This is a genomic window from Hydrogenophaga sp. ANAO-22, assembly GCF_042466645.1.
In the GTDB taxonomy this organism is placed as follows: Bacteria; Pseudomonadota; Gammaproteobacteria; order Burkholderiales; family Burkholderiaceae_C; genus Hydrogenophaga.
Map to the genome: position 1 here is coordinate 1,650,061 of NZ_CP159956.1, position 19,132 is coordinate 1,669,192.

At 70.5% G+C, this 19,132-nt stretch carries 15 protein-coding genes and 2 pseudogenes; 13 read left to right on the plus strand and 4 right to left on the minus strand.

From position 1 onward, the window contains the following. Positions 1 to 2: 2 nt before the first annotated feature. The 7 genes from ABSY19_RS07730 to ABSY19_RS07760 are packed head-to-tail and all read left to right on the plus strand — an operon-like array spanning position 3 to position 7,172. Complete coding sequence (locus ABSY19_RS07730) at positions 3 to 1,202, plus strand: glycosyltransferase family 4 protein (protein ID WP_382160946.1); 1,200 nt, start codon at positions 3 to 5, stop codon at positions 1,200 to 1,202. Further along, positions 1,199 to 2,365: a glycosyltransferase gene (locus tag ABSY19_RS07735; RefSeq protein ID WP_382160949.1), complete on the plus strand. Its 1,167-nt coding sequence runs from the start codon at positions 1,199 to 1,201 to the stop codon at positions 2,363 to 2,365. The genes ABSY19_RS07730 and ABSY19_RS07735 overlap by 4 nt, the downstream gene beginning before the upstream one ends. Next, positions 2,362 to 3,315, plus strand: a complete 954-nt coding sequence (locus ABSY19_RS07740) for a class I SAM-dependent methyltransferase (RefSeq protein ID WP_382160952.1) — start codon at positions 2,362 to 2,364, stop codon at positions 3,313 to 3,315. The genes ABSY19_RS07735 and ABSY19_RS07740 overlap by 4 nt, the downstream gene beginning before the upstream one ends. Further along, positions 3,312 to 3,872, plus strand: a complete 561-nt coding sequence (locus ABSY19_RS07745; RefSeq protein WP_382160955.1) for a putative colanic acid biosynthesis acetyltransferase — start codon at positions 3,312 to 3,314, stop codon at positions 3,870 to 3,872. The genes ABSY19_RS07740 and ABSY19_RS07745 overlap by 4 nt, the downstream gene beginning before the upstream one ends. Before the next feature lie 11 nt (positions 3,873 to 3,883). Then, complete coding sequence (locus ABSY19_RS07750; RefSeq protein WP_382163731.1) at positions 3,884 to 4,717, plus strand: glycosyltransferase family 2 protein; 834 nt, start codon at positions 3,884 to 3,886, stop codon at positions 4,715 to 4,717. Next, a complete protein-coding gene (locus ABSY19_RS07755) occupies positions 4,714 to 5,952 on the plus strand; it encodes a glycosyltransferase WbuB (RefSeq protein ID WP_382160957.1) in 1,239 nt (412 codons plus the stop codon). Before ABSY19_RS07750 ends, ABSY19_RS07755 begins: the two co-directional genes overlap by 4 nt. Then, complete coding sequence (locus ABSY19_RS07760; protein WP_382160960.1) at positions 5,949 to 7,172, plus strand: glycosyltransferase family 4 protein; 1,224 nt, start codon at positions 5,949 to 5,951, stop codon at positions 7,170 to 7,172. Before ABSY19_RS07755 ends, ABSY19_RS07760 begins: the two co-directional genes overlap by 4 nt. Here the strand turns inward: ABSY19_RS07760 and ABSY19_RS07765 are convergent. After that, positions 7,149 to 8,024, minus strand: coding sequence for a trypsin-like serine protease (locus ABSY19_RS07765; RefSeq protein WP_382160962.1), 876 nt, complete (start codon positions 8,022 to 8,024; stop codon positions 7,149 to 7,151). The two genes, ABSY19_RS07760 and ABSY19_RS07765, sit on opposite strands and share 24 nt — an antisense overlap. A gap of 184 nt (positions 8,025 to 8,208) precedes the next feature. Here ABSY19_RS07765 and ABSY19_RS07770 point away from each other — a divergent pair, with 184 nt between their 5' ends. Then, positions 8,209 to 8,856 (plus strand): PEP-CTERM sorting domain-containing protein, encoded by a 648-nt coding sequence (locus ABSY19_RS07770; protein WP_382160965.1) that lies wholly within the window; start codon positions 8,209 to 8,211, stop codon positions 8,854 to 8,856. 19 nt (positions 8,857 to 8,875) lie between these two features. Here ABSY19_RS07770 and ABSY19_RS07775 read toward each other — a convergent pair whose 3' ends face one another. From ABSY19_RS07775 to ABSY19_RS07785, 3 genes are read right to left on the minus strand one after another with little or no spacing between them, the layout of a single operon-like run. Beyond that, a complete protein-coding gene (locus ABSY19_RS07775; RefSeq protein WP_382160967.1) occupies positions 8,876 to 9,637 on the minus strand; it encodes a PEP-CTERM sorting domain-containing protein in 762 nt (253 codons plus the stop codon). 36 nt (positions 9,638 to 9,673) lie between these two features. Next, positions 9,674 to 12,004 (minus strand): 5'-nucleotidase C-terminal domain-containing protein, encoded by a 2,331-nt coding sequence (locus ABSY19_RS07780; protein ID WP_382160970.1) that lies wholly within the window; start codon positions 12,002 to 12,004, stop codon positions 9,674 to 9,676. Between the two features lie 47 nt (positions 12,005 to 12,051). Beyond that, positions 12,052 to 15,195, minus strand: a complete 3,144-nt coding sequence (locus ABSY19_RS07785) for an ExeM/NucH family extracellular endonuclease (RefSeq protein ID WP_382160973.1) — start codon at positions 15,193 to 15,195, stop codon at positions 12,052 to 12,054. Between the two features lie 471 nt (positions 15,196 to 15,666). Between ABSY19_RS07785 and ABSY19_RS07790 the strand changes: the two are divergent. The 5 genes and pseudogenes from ABSY19_RS07790 to ABSY19_RS07810 all read left to right on the plus strand — a co-directional run. Beyond that, positions 15,667 to 16,317: pseudogene (locus tag ABSY19_RS07790) on the plus strand (SdiA-regulated domain-containing protein); the annotation flags it as partial. Between the two features lie 72 nt (positions 16,318 to 16,389). Beyond that, positions 16,390 to 16,491, plus strand: a pseudogene (locus ABSY19_RS07795) (PEP-CTERM sorting domain-containing protein); the annotation flags it as partial. Between the two features lie 51 nt (positions 16,492 to 16,542). Then, a complete protein-coding gene (locus ABSY19_RS07800) occupies positions 16,543 to 17,268 on the plus strand; it encodes a lamin tail domain-containing protein (protein WP_382160975.1) in 726 nt (241 codons plus the stop codon). A 248-nt stretch (positions 17,269 to 17,516) separates the two neighbouring features. Then, positions 17,517 to 18,272: an ABC transporter ATP-binding protein gene (locus tag ABSY19_RS07805; RefSeq protein WP_382160977.1), complete on the plus strand. Its 756-nt coding sequence runs from the start codon at positions 17,517 to 17,519 to the stop codon at positions 18,270 to 18,272. Further along, complete coding sequence (locus ABSY19_RS07810) at positions 18,269 to 19,105, plus strand: ABC transporter permease (RefSeq protein ID WP_382160979.1); 837 nt, start codon at positions 18,269 to 18,271, stop codon at positions 19,103 to 19,105. Before ABSY19_RS07805 ends, ABSY19_RS07810 begins: the two co-directional genes overlap by 4 nt. The last annotated feature ends 27 nt before the right edge of the window (positions 19,106 to 19,132 follow it).

Sequence of the window (19,132 nt, forward strand, 5' to 3'; positions counted from 1 at the left end):
CCATGCGCATCGTCCTGTTCACCCACCCGGCTTTCCTGGCCTCGCAAAGCATGCCCCGCTTCGCGCAGATGCTGCGCCACGCCTACACGGCGCGCGGGCACGAGGTCCAGGTGTGGTCGCCCCCGGCCCGCGTGCGCCGCTGGGTGCGCGGGCCGCTGTCGAAATGGGCCGGCTACGTCGACCAGTACCTGCTGTTCCCGCTCTGGGTGCGGCGGCAGCTGGCGCGGGTGCCCGAGGACACGCTGTTCGTGATGACCGACCAGGCGCTCGGCCCCTGGGTGCCGCTGCTGCGCGGCCGGCCGCTGGTGGTGCACGTGCACGACCTGCTGGCCCTGCGCTCGGCCCTGGGCGAGATCCCCGAAAACCGCACCGGCCTGAGCGGGCGGGTCTACCAGCGCTACATCCGCCGGGGTTTCCAGCAGGCGCGCCATTTCATCTGCATCTCGCAGCGCACGCGCGAGGACCTGCGGCGCGTGGGCGGCGTCGATCCGCTCTCGTGCGAGGTGGTCTACAACGGCCTGAACCAGCGCTTCGCGCGCATCCCGGCGGCGCAGGCCCGGGTGCAGCTGCGCGGCGCGGGCATGCCCGTGGCGCCCGGCGGCCTGCTGCTGCACGTGAGCGGTGGCCAGTGGTACAAGAACGTGGCCGGCGTGCTGCGCCTCTACGCGCACTACGCCCGCGCCCAGCGCCACCCGCTGCCGCTGTGGCTGGTGGGCGTGCCGCAGACCGAGGCGGTGCAGGCCGTGCTGCGCGAGGTGCCCACCCAGGGCACGGTGCATTTCCTCTACGGCATCGACCACGCGCTGCTGCAGGCCGCCTACTCGGTGTCGCGCGCCTTCCTGTTCCCCAGCCTGGCCGAGGGCTTCGGCTGGCCCATCGTGGAGGCGCAGGCCTGCGGCTGCCCGGTGTTCACCACCGACGACACGCCGATGAACGAGATCGGCGGCCCGCACACCTTCTACCTGCGCCGGCTGCGCCACGGCGAGGACGAACAGGCCTGGGCCGCCGAGGGCGCGCGCCTGATCGAGGCCGTGATCAACGAAACCCCCGCCGACGCGCAGGCCCGCGCGCAAACCTGCATGGCCTGGGCCCGGCGTTTCGACGCCGACCGCGCCATCGGCCAGTACCTGCAGGTCTACGGGCAGGTGCTCGCCGGCCAGCAGGTGAGCCTCAACGCCGACATGGCCAGGACCCCCGCATGAAAATCCTGCAAGTCATCCACTCCGCCGACCCGGCCCGCGGCGGCCCGATCGAGGGCGTGCGCAACGTCGCGCACCGCATGGCCGAACTCGGCTGCGAGACCGAACTCGTGACCCTGGACGACCCCGCGTCGAGCTGGCTCGGCCAGCTGACGCAGAAGGTGCACGCGCTCGGCCCGAGCCGGGGCAACTACGGCCTCAACGGCCGCATGGTGTCCTGGCTCGACCAGCACGCGCGGGGTTACGACTTCGTGATCGTCAACGGCCTCTGGCAGTACCACAGCTTCGCCACCTGGCGCGTGCTCGCGCGCACCGGCCAGCCCTACGCCGTGTTCACCCACGGCATGCTGGACCCCTGGTTCAAGCGCACCTACCCGCTCAAGCATTTCAAGAAGTGGCTGTACTGGCCCTGGGCCGAATACCGCGTGCTGCGCGACGCGGCCGCCGTGCTCTTCACCTGCGAGGACGAGCGCCTGCTGGCGCGCGAGTCCTTCCGGCTCTACAAGGCGCGCGAGCAGGTGGTCTCGTTCGGCACGCGCACGCCGCCGGCCGACGGCGCGGCCCTGGCCGTGCGCTTCCTCGATGCCCACCCCGCGCTGTGGGGCAACCGCGTGCTGCTGTTCCTCGGGCGCATCCAGGAGAAGAAGGGCTGCGACCTGCTGATCGACGCCTTCGCCGATGTCGCCGAGCAGGCGCTCGACCTGCACCTGGTGATGGCCGGCCCCGACCAGACCGGCTGGATGGCCGCGCTGCGCGCCCAGGCCGCGCTGCGCGGCGTGGACCACCGCGTCCACTGGGTGGGCATGCTGCAGGGCGATGAGAAGTGGGGCGCGTTCCACGCGGCCGAGGCCTTCGTGCTGCCCTCGCACCAGGAGAACTTCGGCATCGCGGTGGCCGAGGCCCTGGGCTGCGGCCTGCCGGTCCTGATCTCCGACAAGGTCAACATCTGGCGCGAGGTGCAGGACGCGGGCGCCGGCCTGGTGGCCGAGGACACGGTGGACGGCACGCGCGCCCTGCTCGAACGCTGGCTCGCGCTGCACCCGGCGGACCGCCAGCGCATGTCCCTGGCGGCCAGCCGGCTGTTCAAGAAGAGCTTCACCGTCGAAGCCATGGCCGACAGCCTGCTGCAGGTCATCCGCCAACACGCCCGCGAGAAACAGCCATGAGCCTGGTCAAGACGAACTCGGTCGGCCACATCGCCACGGCCGGCGACTGGCTCTGGGAAAACCTGCAGTTCCTGCGGATGCGCCTGCAGGGCCTGCAAGGCCGGGGCGACGACATGGCCGAACTCATGGCGGAACTCGACGGCTACCGCACGGCCTACGAATCGCTCAGCGGCTGGCTGTTCCGCGACGCGGCCATCTTCGAGGTGGGTTACGGCGCGCGACCGCTGCGGCTGCTCGCGCTGACCTCGCTGGGCCTCAACGCCCGGGGCATCGACCTGGACGCGCCGCTGCTCAGCGGCTCCGTCCCCGAACTGCTGCGCGTGCTCAGGACCAACGGCTGGCAGCGCTTCATCAAGAGCACGGTGCGCGCCAAGGTCTTCGATGCGCACGAGCGCCGCGCGCTGGACCGCGCGCTGGCGCAGCGCGGCGCGCGCCTGCGCATCCAGCCCGAGCGCTTCCTGGTCGGCGACATCGCCACGGCCAGCCTCGCGCCCTCGTCCGTCGACTTTTTCTGCTCCGAGGACGTGTTCGAACACATCCCGCGGGACGCGCTGGACGCCGTGTGCGCCAGCATGGCGCGCGCGCTCACGCCCGACGGCGTGGCCCTCATCGCGCCCGCCGTCTTCACCGGCATCGGCGGCGGCCACCTGGTGGAGTGGTACGCGCACACCCTGGGCAGCGGCATGGAGCGCCGCTCCGAACCCTGGGAGCACCTGCGCCAGCGGCGCTTCCAGGCCGACTGCTTCCTCAACGAGATGCGCCTGGCGGACTACCAGCACCTGTTCGAACGCCACTTCCGCGTCGAGGCGGTGCACAACCTGCAGGCCGGCCATGGCGCGGCCTTCCTGACCGAGGACGTGATCGAGGAACTCGACGACTACAGCGAGGAAGAACTGCTCGGCGACAAGTGGCGTTTCGTGCTGCGCAAGAAGCCGGAGAACGGACCGTGATCCTGCAGGACAACGACCCCTTCACGCAGCCCTCGTTCTCGCTGGGCAACCGCGCGGCGCGCGCGCTGTGGGGGGTGGTGTGGCTGCTCGTCTTCCGCCCGAGCCCCCGGCCCGCGCACGCCTGGCGCCGCGCGCTGCTGCGCCTCTTCGGCGCCAGGCTCGGGACCGACGTGAACGTGTACGCCAACGTGCGCATCTGGGCGCCTTGGCAGCTGCGCATCGGCAACCGCGTGGGCGTGGCCGACGGCGTGACGCTCTACAACATGGCGCCGATGGAGATCGGCGACGGCTGCGTGATCTCGCAGGGCGCGCACCTCTGTGGCGGTTCGCACGACATCGATTCGTCCAACTTCCAGCTGGTGGCACGGCCGGTGGTGCTGGAGGACCAGGTGTGGATCTGCGCCGACGCCTTCATCGGCCCGGGCGTGCGGGTGGCGCGCGGCTGCGTGGTCGGCGCGCGCGCGGTGGTGATCAAGGACATCCAGGAGCCCTGGACGGTCTGGACCGGCCACCCGGCCACGCGCAAGCGCGGCCGCCAGCCCAGGAGCCTGCCGTGACCCCGGTGTCCGTGCTCATCCTCACCCGCAACGAACAGCAGGACCTGCCGGGCTGCCTGGCCAGCGTGGCCTGGAGCGACGACGTGCATGTGCTGGACTCGCTGAGCACCGACCGCACGCGCGAGATCGCGCGCGAGGCCGGCGCCCAGGTGACGGAGCGCGCCTTCGACGGTTACGCGAGCCAGCGCAACGCCGGCCTGCGCCTGCCGTTCCGCCACCCCTGGCTGCTGGTGCTCGACGCCGACGAGCGCGTGCCGCCCGCGCTGGCCCGGGAGATCGAGGCCTTCGTGCAAGGCGCCGGGACGCACGTGGACGTGGCCGCGGCGCGCATGCGCCGGCGCGACATCTGGTGGGGCACCTGGCTGCGCCGCTCGCAGATCTCGCCCTTCTACGTGCGGCTGCTGCGCCCTGAGCGCGCGCGCTACGAGCGCGAGATCAACGAGGTGCTGGTGGTGGACGGCCCCATCGCCGACCTGGCCCAGCCGTTCGACCACTACCCGTTTTCCAAAGGGCTGGACCACTGGCTCGACAAACACAACACCTACTCGCGCATGGAAGCCCAGCTGATCCTGTCGAGGTCGGTGCCGCAGCCGTCCTGGCGCACCGCGCTGTTCGGCGCCGACTTCAACGAGCGCCGCGTGCACCAGAAGGCGATCTTCTACCGCCTGCCGGCGCGCCCGCTGATCAAGCTGGCCTACATGCTGGTCTGGCGGCGCGGCGTGCTCGACGGCGTGGCCGGCATCCGCTACGCCCTGCTGCAGACCATCTACGAGTACCTGATCGTGCTCAAGGTGAAGGAAGCCGAACAGGGACAGCGCGCCTCGGCGGCGTCCGAGCGGCCATGAAGATCCTGATCCACAGCGCCAACTTCGCGCCCGAGGTGATCGGCGTGGGCAAGTACTCGGGCGAGATGGCCGAGTGGCTGGCCGCCCAGGGCCACGAGGTGCGCGTGGTGGCCGCCCCGCCCTACTACCCGGCCTGGCAGGTGGACCGGGCCTTCCGCTGGCCGCCCTGGCGGCACGACATCTGGCGCGGCGTGCGCGTGTGGCGCGCGCCGCTGTGGGTGCCCCGGCACCCCGGCGGCCTCAAGCGTGTGCTGCACCTGTGCACCTTCGCGCTGTCCTCGCTGCCAGTGATGCTGCGCCAGGTGGCCTGGCGGCCCGACGTGGTGCTCACCGTGGCGCCCGCGCTGGTGTGCGCGCCCGGCGGCTGGCTCACCGCGCGCCTGAGCGGCGCCCAGGCCTGGCTGCACGTGCAGGACTTCGAGGTGGACGTGGCCCTGCAGATGGGCCTGCTGCGCGGCGAGCGCCTGGGCCGCACGGTGCGCGCGCTCGAATCGTGGCTGCTGCGCCGCTTCGATGTGGTCTCCACCATCTCGGGGCGCATGCTGCAGCACCTCAAGCGCAAGGGCGTGCCCGAAGAGCGCACGCACCTCTTCATCAACTGGGCCGACGTGGCGCGCATCCGCCCCCTGAACGGCCCCAGCCCCTACCGGGCCGAACTCGGCCTGGCGCCCGGCACCCACGTGGCGCTGTTCTCGGGCACCCTGGGCGCCAAGCAGGGCCTGATGGTGATCCCGCAGGCCGCGCGCCTGCTGGCCCACCGAAGCGACCTCGTGTTCGTGGTGTGCGGCAACGGCCCGATGCAGGCCGAGCTGGAACAGGCCGCGAGCAGCCTGCCCAACCTGCGCCTGCTGCCCTTGCAACCGCTGGAGCGCCTGAACGAACTGCTGGGCCTGGCCGACGTGCACCTGCTGCCCCAGAGCCAGGAGGCCGAAGACCTGGTGCTGCCCTCCAAGCTGACCGGCATGCTGGCCAGCGGCCGGCCCGTGCTGGCCACCTGCCGCACCGACACGGAGCTGGCCGACGTGGTGCTGCGCTGCGGCCGCGTGGTGCCGCCCGGCGACGCGGGCGCGCTGGCGATGGCGCTGATCGGCCTGCTCGACCACCCGGAACAACGGCAGGCGCTGGGCGAGCGCGCGCGCGAGCACGCGCTGCGGCACCTCGCGCGCGACGCGGTGCTGCAGTCGCTGGTGAACCGCATGCAGGCTTCGCGCGGCCCGGCCCCGGAAAGAGCATGAGCGCAGCGCCGGGCCGCCCCCAAGCAAGCTCGCACCGCAGCCCGCAGGGCGAAGGTACCCTGGTGAACGCCGCCAGCTTCCCGGCGGCCGGCGACATCGTGATCTTCCAGCCGGAGTTCGTCGAGTTCGGCGGCGAGGAGCGCGTGATCCTCTCGCTGTCCGAAGGCCTGCACGCGCAAGGCCTGGCGCACAGCGTGCTGTGTTACCACGACCGGATCGACCTGGCCCGGCACGCGCGACTGCCGCTGAGCGTGCACGCGCTGCGGCCGCCGCAAGGGGGCCTGCACCGCGCCCTGGCGCTGCGCCGAGCCCTGCTGCGCCTGCGGCAGCGCGGCGACCCGGTGCCGGTGCTGTTCAGCATCCAGTCGGCCCTGCACGCGGGGCTGGCCGGGTTCATGGGCCCCGTGGCCTACCACCTGCGCATCCCCGACACCTACCGCCTGCTGCAAGCCGCGCCCTCACACCGCGCGCGCGAGCTGCTGAGCCTGCGGCACTGGGGCACCCGCCGGGGCGTGCGGGGCGCGCGCGCTTTCGCCACCAACACCCAGGCGCTGAGCGACGAGATGCGGGCGCTCTACGGCCGCGAGGCCCAGGTGTTCCACCTCGGCGGTTTCGGCCAGCAGCCGCTGACGCAGGCGCCCACGCGGCCCATGGCGCCGATCGAGCTGCTCAGCGTGTGCCGCCTGCAGACCAGCAAGCGCATCGACTGGATGCTGCACGGCCTCGCGGCCATCCTGCGCGAGCCCCGGGGCGAGCCGCCGTTCCGCCTGCACGTGGCGGGCAGCGGCCCGCAGGCGGCGGAGCTCGCGGCCCTCAGCCACCGGCTGGGGCTGGACGACCGCGTGTTCTTCCATGGCTTCGTGGACGACGAGCAGCTCGCCGCGCTGTACCGGCGCTCGCACGTGTTCCTGATGCCCGCGCTGCAGGGTTATGGGCTGCCCGCCATCGAAGCGCTCTACCGCATGCAGGGCGTGGTGCTGCACCGCGACTCGGGCGTGGTCGAGCTGCTGCGCGACACACCCTGGGTGGTGGTCACCGACGGTGGCCCGGCCGGCTTCACCGAGGGCATGCGCGAGATGCTGCGGCGCACCCAGGCGCCCGGCTTCTTCTCGCGGCCGCTGCCCCCGCTGCCCACCGAGCAGGGCTGGGGGCGCCAGCTCATCGAGGCGTTCGGCTGGCGCGCCGCGCCGCCGCCTTCAGCGGGCGGCCTTCGCGCCTGAGGCCGCCGCGGGCTTGGGCGGCGCGGCCAGCACCTCGCGCATCCAGCCCAGGTGCTCGGACAGCACGATGCCGCCCGCGCCCGTGCCGTGGGCACCGCGCGCGCGGGGGCCGGCGGCGAAGTTGATCTCGAAGCTGTTGAGGCCCGCCAGCCACCACTGGCCGTCGACCTGCACGAAGGCGGCGCTGCCCGAATCACCGTTGACCAGGGTGGCCTCGCGCCGCGCGCCCAGGGTGCCGTTGGCCGGCACGGGCGGGCCGATGCGGTTGCTCTCCAGGGTTGGCCCGTCGAAGTCGAACAGGTAGGTGGCGGGCCGCCCGGTGACATCGGCGAACACCGCATCGACCCGGTTCTCGCCGGTGGTGACCAGGGTGGTGCTGCCGCCGTGGCTCACCAGCGTGATCACGCGGCCCAGCAGAGCGCCGGTGAAGATCCGCGGCACCTGCAGCGCCTTGGGCGCGGGGCGGCTCAGGCGCACGATCGCCAGGTCGGCGTGCACCGACGGGTCGCCGGGCGCGTTGCCCGTGGTGGTGCCGGTGTAGGCCGGGTTCACATGCACCTCGGTGCCCGTGGCCACGAAGCCGCCGCCCAGCGCGCTGCGAAAACTCATGCGGCCGGGCTCGGCGATGTTCACCGCGTGCACCGCCGTGAGCACGTGCTCGGGCCCGATGAGCACACCGCTGTAGAGCCGGCCCCCGCTGTCCAGGCTGAGCACGCCGGACCACGGCGCATCGGCCGCCATCTCCTGCGGGCCCGCGCCGCCCGTGAGCGCCAGCGCCGCGGGCGCGCCCCACAAACCGGCGAGCAGGGCCGCACAGGCCACAGATCGCCCCAAACCATCCATTCGGATCATGCCGACACCCCTGTCCAACGCGGTTGAAAAGAACACAGCACCAACCCCGACCGCAGAATCCGGGTTCGTGGCTGGCAGGCGTGGCAGAAGATACCCAGGCTGGTGTTACTTTTCCATCACGGTCCAGTCTTTCGTCCATAGGCATCGGCGCGCCGACAGGGGCGGCCGACGAAAGGTGATCCTCATGAAACGTCTCGCATCTCTCACCCGGGCCGCGTGCCTGGCCCTCGGCCTCGTGGCCGCCACCGGCATCGCCAGCGCGGCCGACCTCGACCAGACCGGCGGCAGCTTCGTCGACCTGACGCACGCGGCCGGCACGTTCAACCCCGAGTGGCTGGGCAGCGCGGCCACGTACGCCGCCGAGTTCGACCTCTCCGCGCTGTGGCGCGGCGCGCCGCTGCTGCTCTCGCAGGCGGCCACGGTCACGTACACGCTGGTGGGCTTCGAGGCCGCGTACAACAACGCCTTCGTCGCCGGCCTGGGGCAGCTCAGCAACCAGCTCAACGGCATCGCCCAGCTCGGCAGCAGCTTCAGCAGCGCGATCGACGCCGGCGGCGCGCTCGACTTCGGCTTCCTCAGCAACGGCCTGGGCGCGCTGTGGGGCAACGGCAGCGCCAACGTCGGCGTGATGCTCTCGGCCGACCGCCAGAGCGCGCTGCTGCTCTTCAACGACTCGTACGCCGACAACGACTTCGACGACATGGTGGTGCGCGTCACGATCGCGGCCGTGCCCGAGCCCGAAACGCTGGCCATGCTGCTGTCAGGGCTGGGCGTGGTCATGGTCGGGGCTCGGCGTCGGGCTCGCAAGATGGCGGCGGCTCAGGCGGTTTGAGGCGGTCGGTGGCCCGGGCTCAGGCCTGGGCCGCCTGCGGTTGCTGCTTGTTGCGGCGGCGGGCGTAACCCCCCAGGAGGCCCAGGCCGGCCAGCAGCATCGCGTAGGTCTCGGGTTCCGGCACGGCGCTCACGACCACGTTGTCGATGCGCAGTTCGGAGGTGTTCAGCACGTCGCCCACGTCCACCACGCCCAGGGCCAGCGACACGGTGCCGCTGCTGTTGGCCTGGTAGGTGTAGGTGGACTGGTACCAGCTCCAGTTGACGTTGCTGCTGTCGGCGAAGGTGCCGAGGAACACGCCGTTGAGCACCGAGCTGGTGGTGTCGACGAACTTGAACACCGAGTCGTTCAGGGCCACGAAGCCGAAGTCCGGGTTGACGGTGTCGGTGGACAGGAAGGCCCAGTTGAAGGTGACCGTCAGCAGGTCGCCGGCGTTGGCCGTGAAGTCCTGGCGCACGGCGGAACCTTCGTAGGCGTAGCCGCCCAGGTCGAACGCGGAGACCGGGATGCCGGCCAGGTCGGGCGAGGCGAAGAAATCGACGGCGGCCACGCCGGACTGGTTGTTGAAGCCGTTCTGGCCGGGGATGTCGTCGTCGTACAGCGAGGCCGTGGTCAGGCGCAGGCGCTCGTTGGCGGCGAGCACGTCGCCGTAGGACTGCCAGCCCGCCGTGGCGTTGGCGTCGAACGTGCCGTTCTGGAACGTGGTGCCCTGGGCCAGGGCAGGCGCGATGCCGGCAGCGCACAGGCAGGCGGCGGCGACGAAGGTGCGGATTGCTTTCATGGGAAACCTTTCGGGTGAAGAAGATCGTCAGGGGAATCAGGGAGCGGGTGCGGGCACGAGGTCGCGGCCCGGGGCGAACTGGGCGGCGGTCAGGCCCTTGAGCGTGACCAGGGGGCGCGGGGCGATGGGGCCGCTGGCGCCATCGGTGTCGAGCATCACGTGCACACCACCGAGGGTGTCGACGAGGCTCACGTGGCCGCTGGCCACGCCGTTGCCCACCACGCCGAGGCTGGCCAGCAGGGGGTTGAGGTCGAGCTTGTCCACGTAGGGCGTGAAGTCGGTGATGGTGTCGCCGGCATCGCGCGCGCTGGTGTAGCGGAAGGTGTCCAGGCCCGCGCCACCGGTGAGGGTGTCGGCACCGGCGCCGCCGATGATCAGGTCGTCGCCCGCGGTGCCCACGAGCGTGTCGCGCCCGCTGGTGCCGTTGCGCGTCACGCCGGCCACGGTGCGGGCCACGGCCGCGTCGATCAGGCGGCCGCCCCGGTCGAAGGCGTTTTCCTCGCCGTACACGTTGGCGGTGATCTCGTCGCCGTCGGCGGCGTTGAGGCGCTGCAGGCCGCCTTCGGCCTTGGGCGTGCGGATGAAGCTGGCCAGCGCTTCCTGGTAGGTGATGGTGTTGACGTTGTTCTCGAACACCACGGCATTGGCCGCGAAGGGGAAGCCGTCGCCGCCGTTGGCGGTGAAGTCGATGGTGGCGAACGAGAAGATGCGCGGCGAGACCACGGCGCCGTTGTCGACCAGCACGGTGCCGTCGTCGAGCGTGATGCGGCGGATGCGGTCGCCCGAGTTCAGCACCGTGCCGCGCGCGGTGCGCAGGGTGTCGTAGACCACCTGGATGCCCGAGACCTGGGCGAAGCGGCCTTGCGGCACGCCGTTGGCCGTGGAGGCGGCCACCGAGTGCTCCAGCAGGTCCTTGAGCTGCGCGGCGTTCATCGCGGGCGCGCGTTTCACCAGGTTGGTGAAGGGCAGCACGTTGAAGGTGTCGCCGGTGGTCACGTTGCCGGGGCCGGCGATGCTGGTGCGGATGCCGCCGCCGTTCTGGATGCCCACCTCGGCCTTGCCGGCGAAGCGCATGGCGTCGGCCACGAGGTTGCCCAGGCCGGTGTCGGCGTTGCGCACGCCTTCGGTGTAGTCGCAGGGCGCGGCCGGGCAGGCCACGTGCGTCGGGCCGTTGAGCGGCACGGCGGTGGTGCCGATGATCTGGGCGTTGAGCGCCTGGATGTAGGTGGACACCGGGGCGACCACGGCCGCCGCGATGGCGCTGTTGCCGGTGACGCGGTCGGCGTCGGCGGCGGCGCCGCTCACGCGGACCATGCGGGTGCCGTCGATGCGGGTGACGGCACCGGTGGTGTCGTCCAGCGTGAGGTTCACCTCACCCACGTAGCGGTTGCCGAAGTGGCCGGTGACCAGGGGCACGGCCTTGTTCTGCGCGTCGGTGGCGTACACCGGGTGCGTGCTGTAGGTGGGCGACACGCCGCCGTTGATGAGCAGGTCGTCCGGGTCGGTCATGAGCTCGTGGCCGCCGCCGGAGATCACCAGATCCACACCACGCAGGGCGGGCACCATCACGTTGAGCTCGTTCTGCGAGTTCTGCAGGTGGCTCATGACGACGATGGCCGTCACGCCCTGGTTGTTGCGCAGGTCGTCGATTTCGGCCTGCACCAGGGGCAGCAGGGCCTGCAGGTTCTGCAGTTCGCTGTTGGCGGCGCTCCAGTTCTTCATGATGCCGGCGGGCGGCGAAGAGATGGAGGGCAGCAGCGGCGTGGTGACACCGATCACGCCGACCTTCTTGCCACCGGCGGTGGTGAGGATCTTGGAGGCGGCCACCTTGCCCAGCGCCTGCAGGTTGGCGAACTGGGGGGTGGCGGAGAAGTCCAGGTTCACCGACAGGTAGGTGGTGCCCGAGACCTCGGCGAAGCGCGCGGCCACCGGGCCGGTGTTGTCCAGGTCGAACTCGTGGTTGCCGAAGGTGGTGGCGTCCACGCCGATCAGGCGGTTGGCGATGGCGTCGTAGAAGTCCTGGCCGCCGTCGGCGTGGGCGCTGGCGAGATTGGCGAAGCTGGCGGTCAGGCGCGGGCCGGGCAGGAAGGAGTCACCGGCGTTGAGCGTGATCACGCTGCGGCCGGCGGACAACGCCGCCGCCTTGCGGTTGGCGACCACGGTGGCCAGGCGGTCCACGCCGCCGTAGAACGAGATGGCCTGGCTGGCGTCGTCGCGCAGGTTGCCCTGCGCGGAGAGCAGCCACGATTCCTGGTCGCCCAGGTGCAGGACCGTCAGGCCCTCGGCCCAGACCGAGCCGCCGCACAGGACGAGGGACGCGGCGAAGGCACAGGCCGTGCGGCGAAAACGTTGTTGGGATGCGTTCATGAGAAGAGGCTCCGGATTGAAAGGGATGTCGGTGAAAGAGGCCGGCGTCACAGGCCGAGGTCGCGGGCGGCCACGATCTGGGCGGCGTTCACACCGCTGAGGGTGAGCAGGGGCCGTGCGGCGAGCGGGCCGGCGTGGCCGTCGGCGTCGATCTGGACCACCAGGCCGGCGGCGCTGTCGACCAGGCGCACCACGCCGTCGGCGATGGCGTTGCCGCCCGTGTAGCCGATGGACTGCAGCAGCGCGGTGAGGTCGATGCGGTCGGTGCCGGGCGCGAAGTCGGTGACGCGGTCGCCGGCATCGCGCAGGTCGGTGTAGACGAACACGTCGGCACCCGCGCCGCCGGTGAGCACGTCGGCGCCGGGGCCGCCGGTGATCACGTCATCGCCGGCCGTGCCGACCAGGGTGTCGCGCGAGGCCGTGCCGTTGACGGCCTTGCGCAGGGCCAGGCCCACCAGCACCGGGTCGTGGTCGGAGGAGCGGTACACCGTGTTGGTGTAGTAGTCGGTGAGCTTGAACTCGGTGTTGTAGTCGATCACCGAGGGCTCGTCGGCGTTGATGCGCCAGTGGATGGCGCCCGTCACCTTGGCGCTCAGGCTGGCCGTGGCCAGGCCGTGGTCCAGGTAGCCGGCTTCGCCGTCGAACACGTAGGAGTAGCCGAAGGCGTTGAAGCGCGCGATCTCGTCGACCAGGCCGTTGTTCGTCAGTTCGAGGATCGGGTCTTCCTTGCCGTAGGCGTTGATGTCGCCCACCACCATCACGTCGTTCGAGCCCGAGGTGGACTGGATCTGCGAGATGAAACCGAGCAGGGCCTGCGCCTGGTCGACGCGGGTGGCGTTCCAGCAGCCCTGGCCGTCGCCCGCATCGGCGTCGGCACCCGAGCCGCTCGGGCAGCTGCCCTTGGACTTGAAGTGGTTGACGACCACCGAGAAGCGCTCGCCGTTGGCGGCGGCGAAGGTCTGCGCCAGCGGCGGGCGGTTGTGCACGCTATTGGTGTCGCTGCGGGCCTGGCCCACCGGCGAGAGCTTGCCGGGCTTGTAGATCATGGCGACGCGGATCGCATCGGTGCCGCTGCCACCGGTGGGCATGGCGATGGTGGCGTAGGTGTTGGCGCCAGCCACGGCGTTGAGGCCGCTCACCAGGTTCTGCACGGCGGTGTTGCCGTTGTTCTCGATCTCCATCAGGCCCACCACGTCGGCGTTGAGGCCGACGATGGCCTTCACGATCTTGTCGCGCTGGCGGGTGAATTCGGCCGCGCTGTCGGCGCCACGGCAGTCGGAACGGCCGCCGCCGGGGAAGCAGCTCGCGCCGGCCTGGTCGATGGTGGTGAAGTAGTTCAGCACGTTGAAGGCACCCACGCGCACGTTGCCGCCCACGGGCGCGGGCGTGCCCGGGCGGGCGTTCTCGCGGCTGAAGACCACCGGTTCGGTCGGGTGGATCTTGTAGTCGCTGATGCCGTCGGTGAGGTTGGTGGCCAGGCCGTAGTCGATGACGCCGGTCACGCCCGAGGGCAGCACGTCGCCGGCGCGCAGGGTGGTGTCGGCGCCGAGGTACGGCGTGGGGTCCGGGTTCTGGATCGACAGGCCGTCGTCGAGCAGGATGCGGCGGCGCGCGTTCTCGTCTTCCATCGCCAGCGCTTCCACCGAGCCGGCGGGGTGGCGGTTGGTCGGCTTCTCGAGGCGGCCCTCGGCGGAGAGGGTGACCTGGCCGTAGCGGCCCTGGAAGAAGTTCTGCGAGGCGGTCAGCGGCGTGGCGATGTGCACCAGCATGCCTTCGTAGCGCTCGAGTTCACCCTCGGCCACTTCGGGCAGCGTGATCACGGTGGGCGCCACGGTGTGGCCGGTGGACAGCAGCGCGATCGTGGGCGTGGTGAGCTGCGTGAGCGGGCGCGCCACGGCCTGCGCGCCGGTGCCGGTGCGGTACTCGGTGACGGTGCCGGTCACGCTGAGTTCGTTGCCCGCCACCACGTTGGCGCCCGGGGTGCTGCTGGTGAAGACGAAGAGGCCGTCGGAGGTGCTGGCATCGCCGTCGCCCACCTGGTCCTGCAGGAAGAAGCCGTTGTTGGTGACCAGCGTGACCACGCCGCGCACCGTGGCCGCCTGGCCCACCAGCGGGCTCTGCGCGCCGCTGCCCTGCACCTGCGGAATGGTGAGGCTGCCGTTGACCGTCACCGTGAGGTTGCACAGCGCGGTCTGCAGTTCGTTGTTGGAGAAGGTGACTTGCACCGGGTAGCTGCCCGCGGCCAGCGAGCCGGCGACCACCAGCGACGCGGTGGCCGTGCCGCCGTCGGCGACGGCGGGCTGGAAGCCGTCGAGCGAGATGCCGGCGGGCGTGCCGTTGCCCAGCGTGAGGCCGTTGACCACACTGTCGCTGTCGGTGGCGCTCAGGGCCAGCGTGCCGCCCACGCCCTGGTCGAACGCGCTGCCGGCCGGGCAGGCGGTGGCGATCGGCTGGTTGATGGTGCCGCCCACCGGCGTGCCGGTGATGGCGATGTCGTCGATGCCGACCCACTCGTCGTTGCCCACCGCGTTGGTGGTGATGATGCGCACCTGCAGCTGGGCCTGGTTGTTGGCGGCGGCCGGCAGCACCACCGACACCGGGAAGGTGGCGGTGGCGAGGTTCGGGCCGGTGGTGGCATCGGCGACGAAGCCGGCCGGCACGTTGATGAAGTTGCCGGTGTTGCCCACGCGATATTGCAGGGCGAACGGCTGCACCGCGTCGTCGCTGGAGCCGTCGAGGTCACGCAGCGTGTAGGCCACGCGGATGTCCTGCTGGCCGGTGGTGTTGAGGTGGATGACGAGGTTGGGCGCGTCGGCGGTGCCCGAGCCGTTGAGCGCGACCACGGGGTTGGCGATCTCGAACTCGGCCACGCCGCCGTTGGTGAGCGTGTTGGGGTTGGTCTGGTTGGCCAGCACGTTGACCACCTGCGAGCCGACGCCCAGCACGGTCTGCGGGTTCGCGCCGGTGGAGGTCACGAGGTCGTCACCGCGGTAGCCCACGATGCCGGGCACGCCCGACCAGTTGTCGGCCGCGGTGATCAGGCCCGCGTTGGACCAGTTCTGCTGGAACGGCAGGCTCTGCGCCACGGTGTCGGCCCACACGGACGGGGCCGTGAGCAGGCCCAGCGCCATGAGGCAGGCGGGCAGGCGGCGTTGAACGGATGGGCAGCGCGGAACAAGGGTGGGCTTCATCTTCAGGACCTGGTTGGTGGTGGGCTTTGCAGCACGTTGGATGGCGCGCGGTGGGATGCAACCGCAGCGCCGGACTGCGTCAGATGATGCAGAGCGTGCGTCACGGAAATGCAACCGCGGGCCGCGGCTTTACTGAGCCGAACGGCTCATCAAGTTCGGCCCGAAGCGCAGCAACCGCGCTCGACATCACCACGGCGAAGGCGAAGCGCCCGCATGGTCCGAACGGCGCACGGCCAGGCCCGAAAAATGCGTCAACCGGCAACAGGCCCGCAATGCTCGGTGCCCAGAATTCCGCCGCAAGCGGACTCGCGTCGAGCCGCCCAAGACGAAAGAGACACCATGAAGTTCCCCTCCCTTCTGCTTGCGCTGTGCGCAGGCCTCACGGTCTCGGCGCACGCCCAGACCACGCCCTCGCTCAACCTCGGGGGCTACACGCTCACCCAGCAGTTCCGCCTGCCCGGCCAGGCCGGCATGGTCTCGGAGGCTTCGGCCATCACCTACAACTGGGACACCGGCACCCTGTTCGTCGTCGGCGACGAAGGCGAGGCCATCGTGGAAGTCACGCGCACCGGCGAGGTGCTGGGCTCGATGAAGCTCAGCGGCTTCGACGACACCGAAGCCCTGACCTATGTGGGCAACGGCCAGTTCGTGCTGGGCGAAGAGCGCACGCAGAGCCTGTTCCGCGTGGACTACACAGCCAACACCACCGCCACGCGCAGCGCGAGCCTGCCGGCCTACTCGCTCGGCAGCTACAGCAACAACGAAGGCCTGGAAGGCGTGAGCTTCGATCCGCGCAACGGCAGCTTCATCGCCGTCAAGGAAAAGAACCCGCTGGCGATCCTGCAAGCGAACATCGACTTCAACACCGGCACGGGCAGCCACGGCGCGCTGTTCAACCCGGCCAACATGGTGTTCGCGCAGCCCGACTGGACCGGCTCGGTTCGCCCGCTCGACCTGGCCGACATCCAGGTGCTCTCCACCGTGCCCGGCCTCTCCGGCACCGGCATCGACGACCACCTGCTCGTCATCAGCCAGGAATCGCGCCGGCTGTTCGAGATCACCCGCACCGGCGAGGTGCTGGGCTTCATCGACCTCAAGTTCCTCAGCGGCACCGCCGAGGGCGTGACCATCGACGAGAACGGCGTGATCTACATCACCCAGGAACAACCGTCGGTGTTCGTCTTCACGCCCGCCGCCCTGGTGCCCGAGCCCGAGACCTACGGCATGTTGCTCGCCGGCCTGGGCCTGGCCGGCTTCATGGCGCGCCGCCGCAACCGCGTCGCCACCACCGCCTGATCACCGCTCCCGTTTTCCGTCCACCACGCCAACCCTGAACGAGGTTCTTCCATGAAAAAAATGTCCACCCTTCACCGCATGCTCGCCGCCACCCTGCTCGCGGGCAGCGCCCTGGTCGTCGCCGCGCCGGCGCACGCCAGCGTCTTCATCACCGAGTTCTCGTACCAGAGCGCGGTGAGCGACGAAAAAGGCGAGTACATCGAGCTCACCAACACCGGTGTCACCGATGTGGACTTCACCGGCTGGAGCTACGACGACGACAGCCGCACCAGCCTGACCTTCAACCTGTCGGAGTTCGGCGTCGTGCGCGCGGGCGAGTCGGTCATCATCACCGAGATCGACCCCGACCTGTTCCGCACCCGCTGGAACCTGGACAGCTCGGTCAAGGTGATCGGCTTCATGGCGCCCAACTTCGCGCGCGCGGACGAAGTCAACATCTACGACGCGCAGCTCAACCTGGTGGACCGCCTGACCTATGGCGACAACACCATCGGTGGCGTGCGCCCGCGCTTCAACGCCGCCCGCCCGGGCAGCTTCGCCGAACTCGGCCAGAACAACATCCACGGCTGGGTGCTGTCCTCCGTCGGTGACGCCGATGGCTCGTGGACCTCGACGGTCGGCGATGTCGGCAGCCCCGGTTTCAGCTCGCTCGTGACCCCGGTGCCCGAACCCGAAGCCTATGCCCTGCTGCTGGCCGGCCTGGGCCTCGTCGGCGGTGCCGTGGCGCGCCGCCGCCGCACGGCCGCCCTGCCGGCCCTGGTCCCCGCCGCGGCCTGACAGAAGGCCCGGCCTGCGGGATCGAAGGCCGGCCTGCCACAGGGCTGTCACATGGGGCCGATAAGATGGCCCACGCCCGCCGGTCCTGACGGGCGGACAAGTATCGGGACGCCATACACAAAGAAGAGGCCCGCGCGATGCGGGCCTCTTTTTTTTCGCGCCAGGTCATCCGCAATTCCGTGGCATGGATCTCGCTTTGGACATTGGACGTCCAACAACCCGCCCACTTTTGGGGACGTCCAGACATCATGTCCGCAGACATTCAACTCAGAAACGTTTCACGCCGCTTCGGTCCCACCGTGGCGCTCGAATCGGTCGACCTCGACATCGCGGCCGGCGAGTTCATCGCCCTGGTCGGGCCATCGGGCTGTGGCAAGACCACGCTGTTGCGCCTGGTGGCGGACCTGGACCAGCCCAGCAGCGGTTCGGTGCGGATCGGCGGCCTGCCGCCCGCCACCGTGCGGCGCCAGCGCCAACTGGGCCTGGTGTCGCAGCGGCCCGCGGTGCTGCCGTGGAAGCGCGCCATCGAGGACGTCGAGTTCACCCAGAAGGTGACCGGTCGCGCCGGCCTGCCCGCGCGCGGCCTGCTGCGCGACTTCGGCCTGGCGGGACACGAAGAGAAGATGCCGCACCACCTCTCGGGCGGCATGCTGCAGCGCGTGAATTTCGCGTCGGCCATCGCGCACGACCCCGAGGTGCTGCTGATGGACGAGCCCTTCTCCGCGCTGGACGAAATGAAGCGTGAAGAGTTGGGCCTGTGGCTCGGCACCGAGCTCGCCACGCGCCCCAAAACCGTGCTGTTCGTCACCCACCACGTCGATGAAGCGGTGCTGCTGGCCGATCGCGTGATCGTGTTTTCGCCAGCGCCCGGCCGCATCCTGGCCGACATCCGCGTGCCCTCGCCGCGCCCGCGCACGGCGGCCTTCCGCACCGATCCGCAATTCGTGGACCTCACCGACCGCATCCGCGGCCTGCTGTTCGGCCAATGGAGGGCCGCCGCATGAACACCACCAGCGTGACCCCGCCCGCCGTCGCGCCGGTGCCGCCAGCCGCTGCCGCGCGCACCGCGGCGCTGCGCGCGCTGACGATCGCTTCGCGCATCGCCTTGCCCGTGATCTCCATCCTCGGCCTGTGGTACCTGGCCATCGCGTTCTCGGGGCTGCCGGAGTTCGTGATTCCGCGCCCCACGCAGGTGCTCGCGGTGCTGACCCAGGAAACCTCGTTCGTGACGCAGCACCTGATGGTCACGCTGCGCGCGGCGGCGATCGGTTTCCTGTTCGCCAACCTGGTCGGCATCGGCCTGGCGGTGCTGTTCACCTCGCTGCCGATGTTCAACCGCCTGCTGATGCCGGCGGCCATCACCATCCGCAACGTGCCCTATGTGGCGCTGGCCTCGGTGCTGGTGCTCGCGGTGGGCGACGGCCTGTGGACCAAGGTGGCGATCGTCACCATCGCCGGCTTCTTCCCCGTGCTGGTGAACACCCTGCGCGGCCTGGCGGCGGTCGACCCCGTGGTGCTGGACCGCATGCGCATCCTCGACGTGAGTCCGTGGAAGGTGTTCCTCAAGGTGCGGCTGCCGTATTCCGTCCCTTACATCCTCGCCGCACAGGAGATCACCGGCAGCGGCAGCATCATCGTCGCGGTGGCCGCCGAATGGATGATTTCCTCCGAAGGCCTGGGCTACGTGATCAACCGCGCCATGGCCCAGTACCGCGGCGACCAGGTGTATGCGGTGGCGCTGCTGGCCGCCGTGCTGTCCTACGCGATCTACATGCTGGTCCAGGTGATCGGCGCGCGCATCAACTGGAGCGAGCGCAGCCGCACCGGCGGCAAGTGATCCGCATCCTCCCAGGCCATTTCTTTT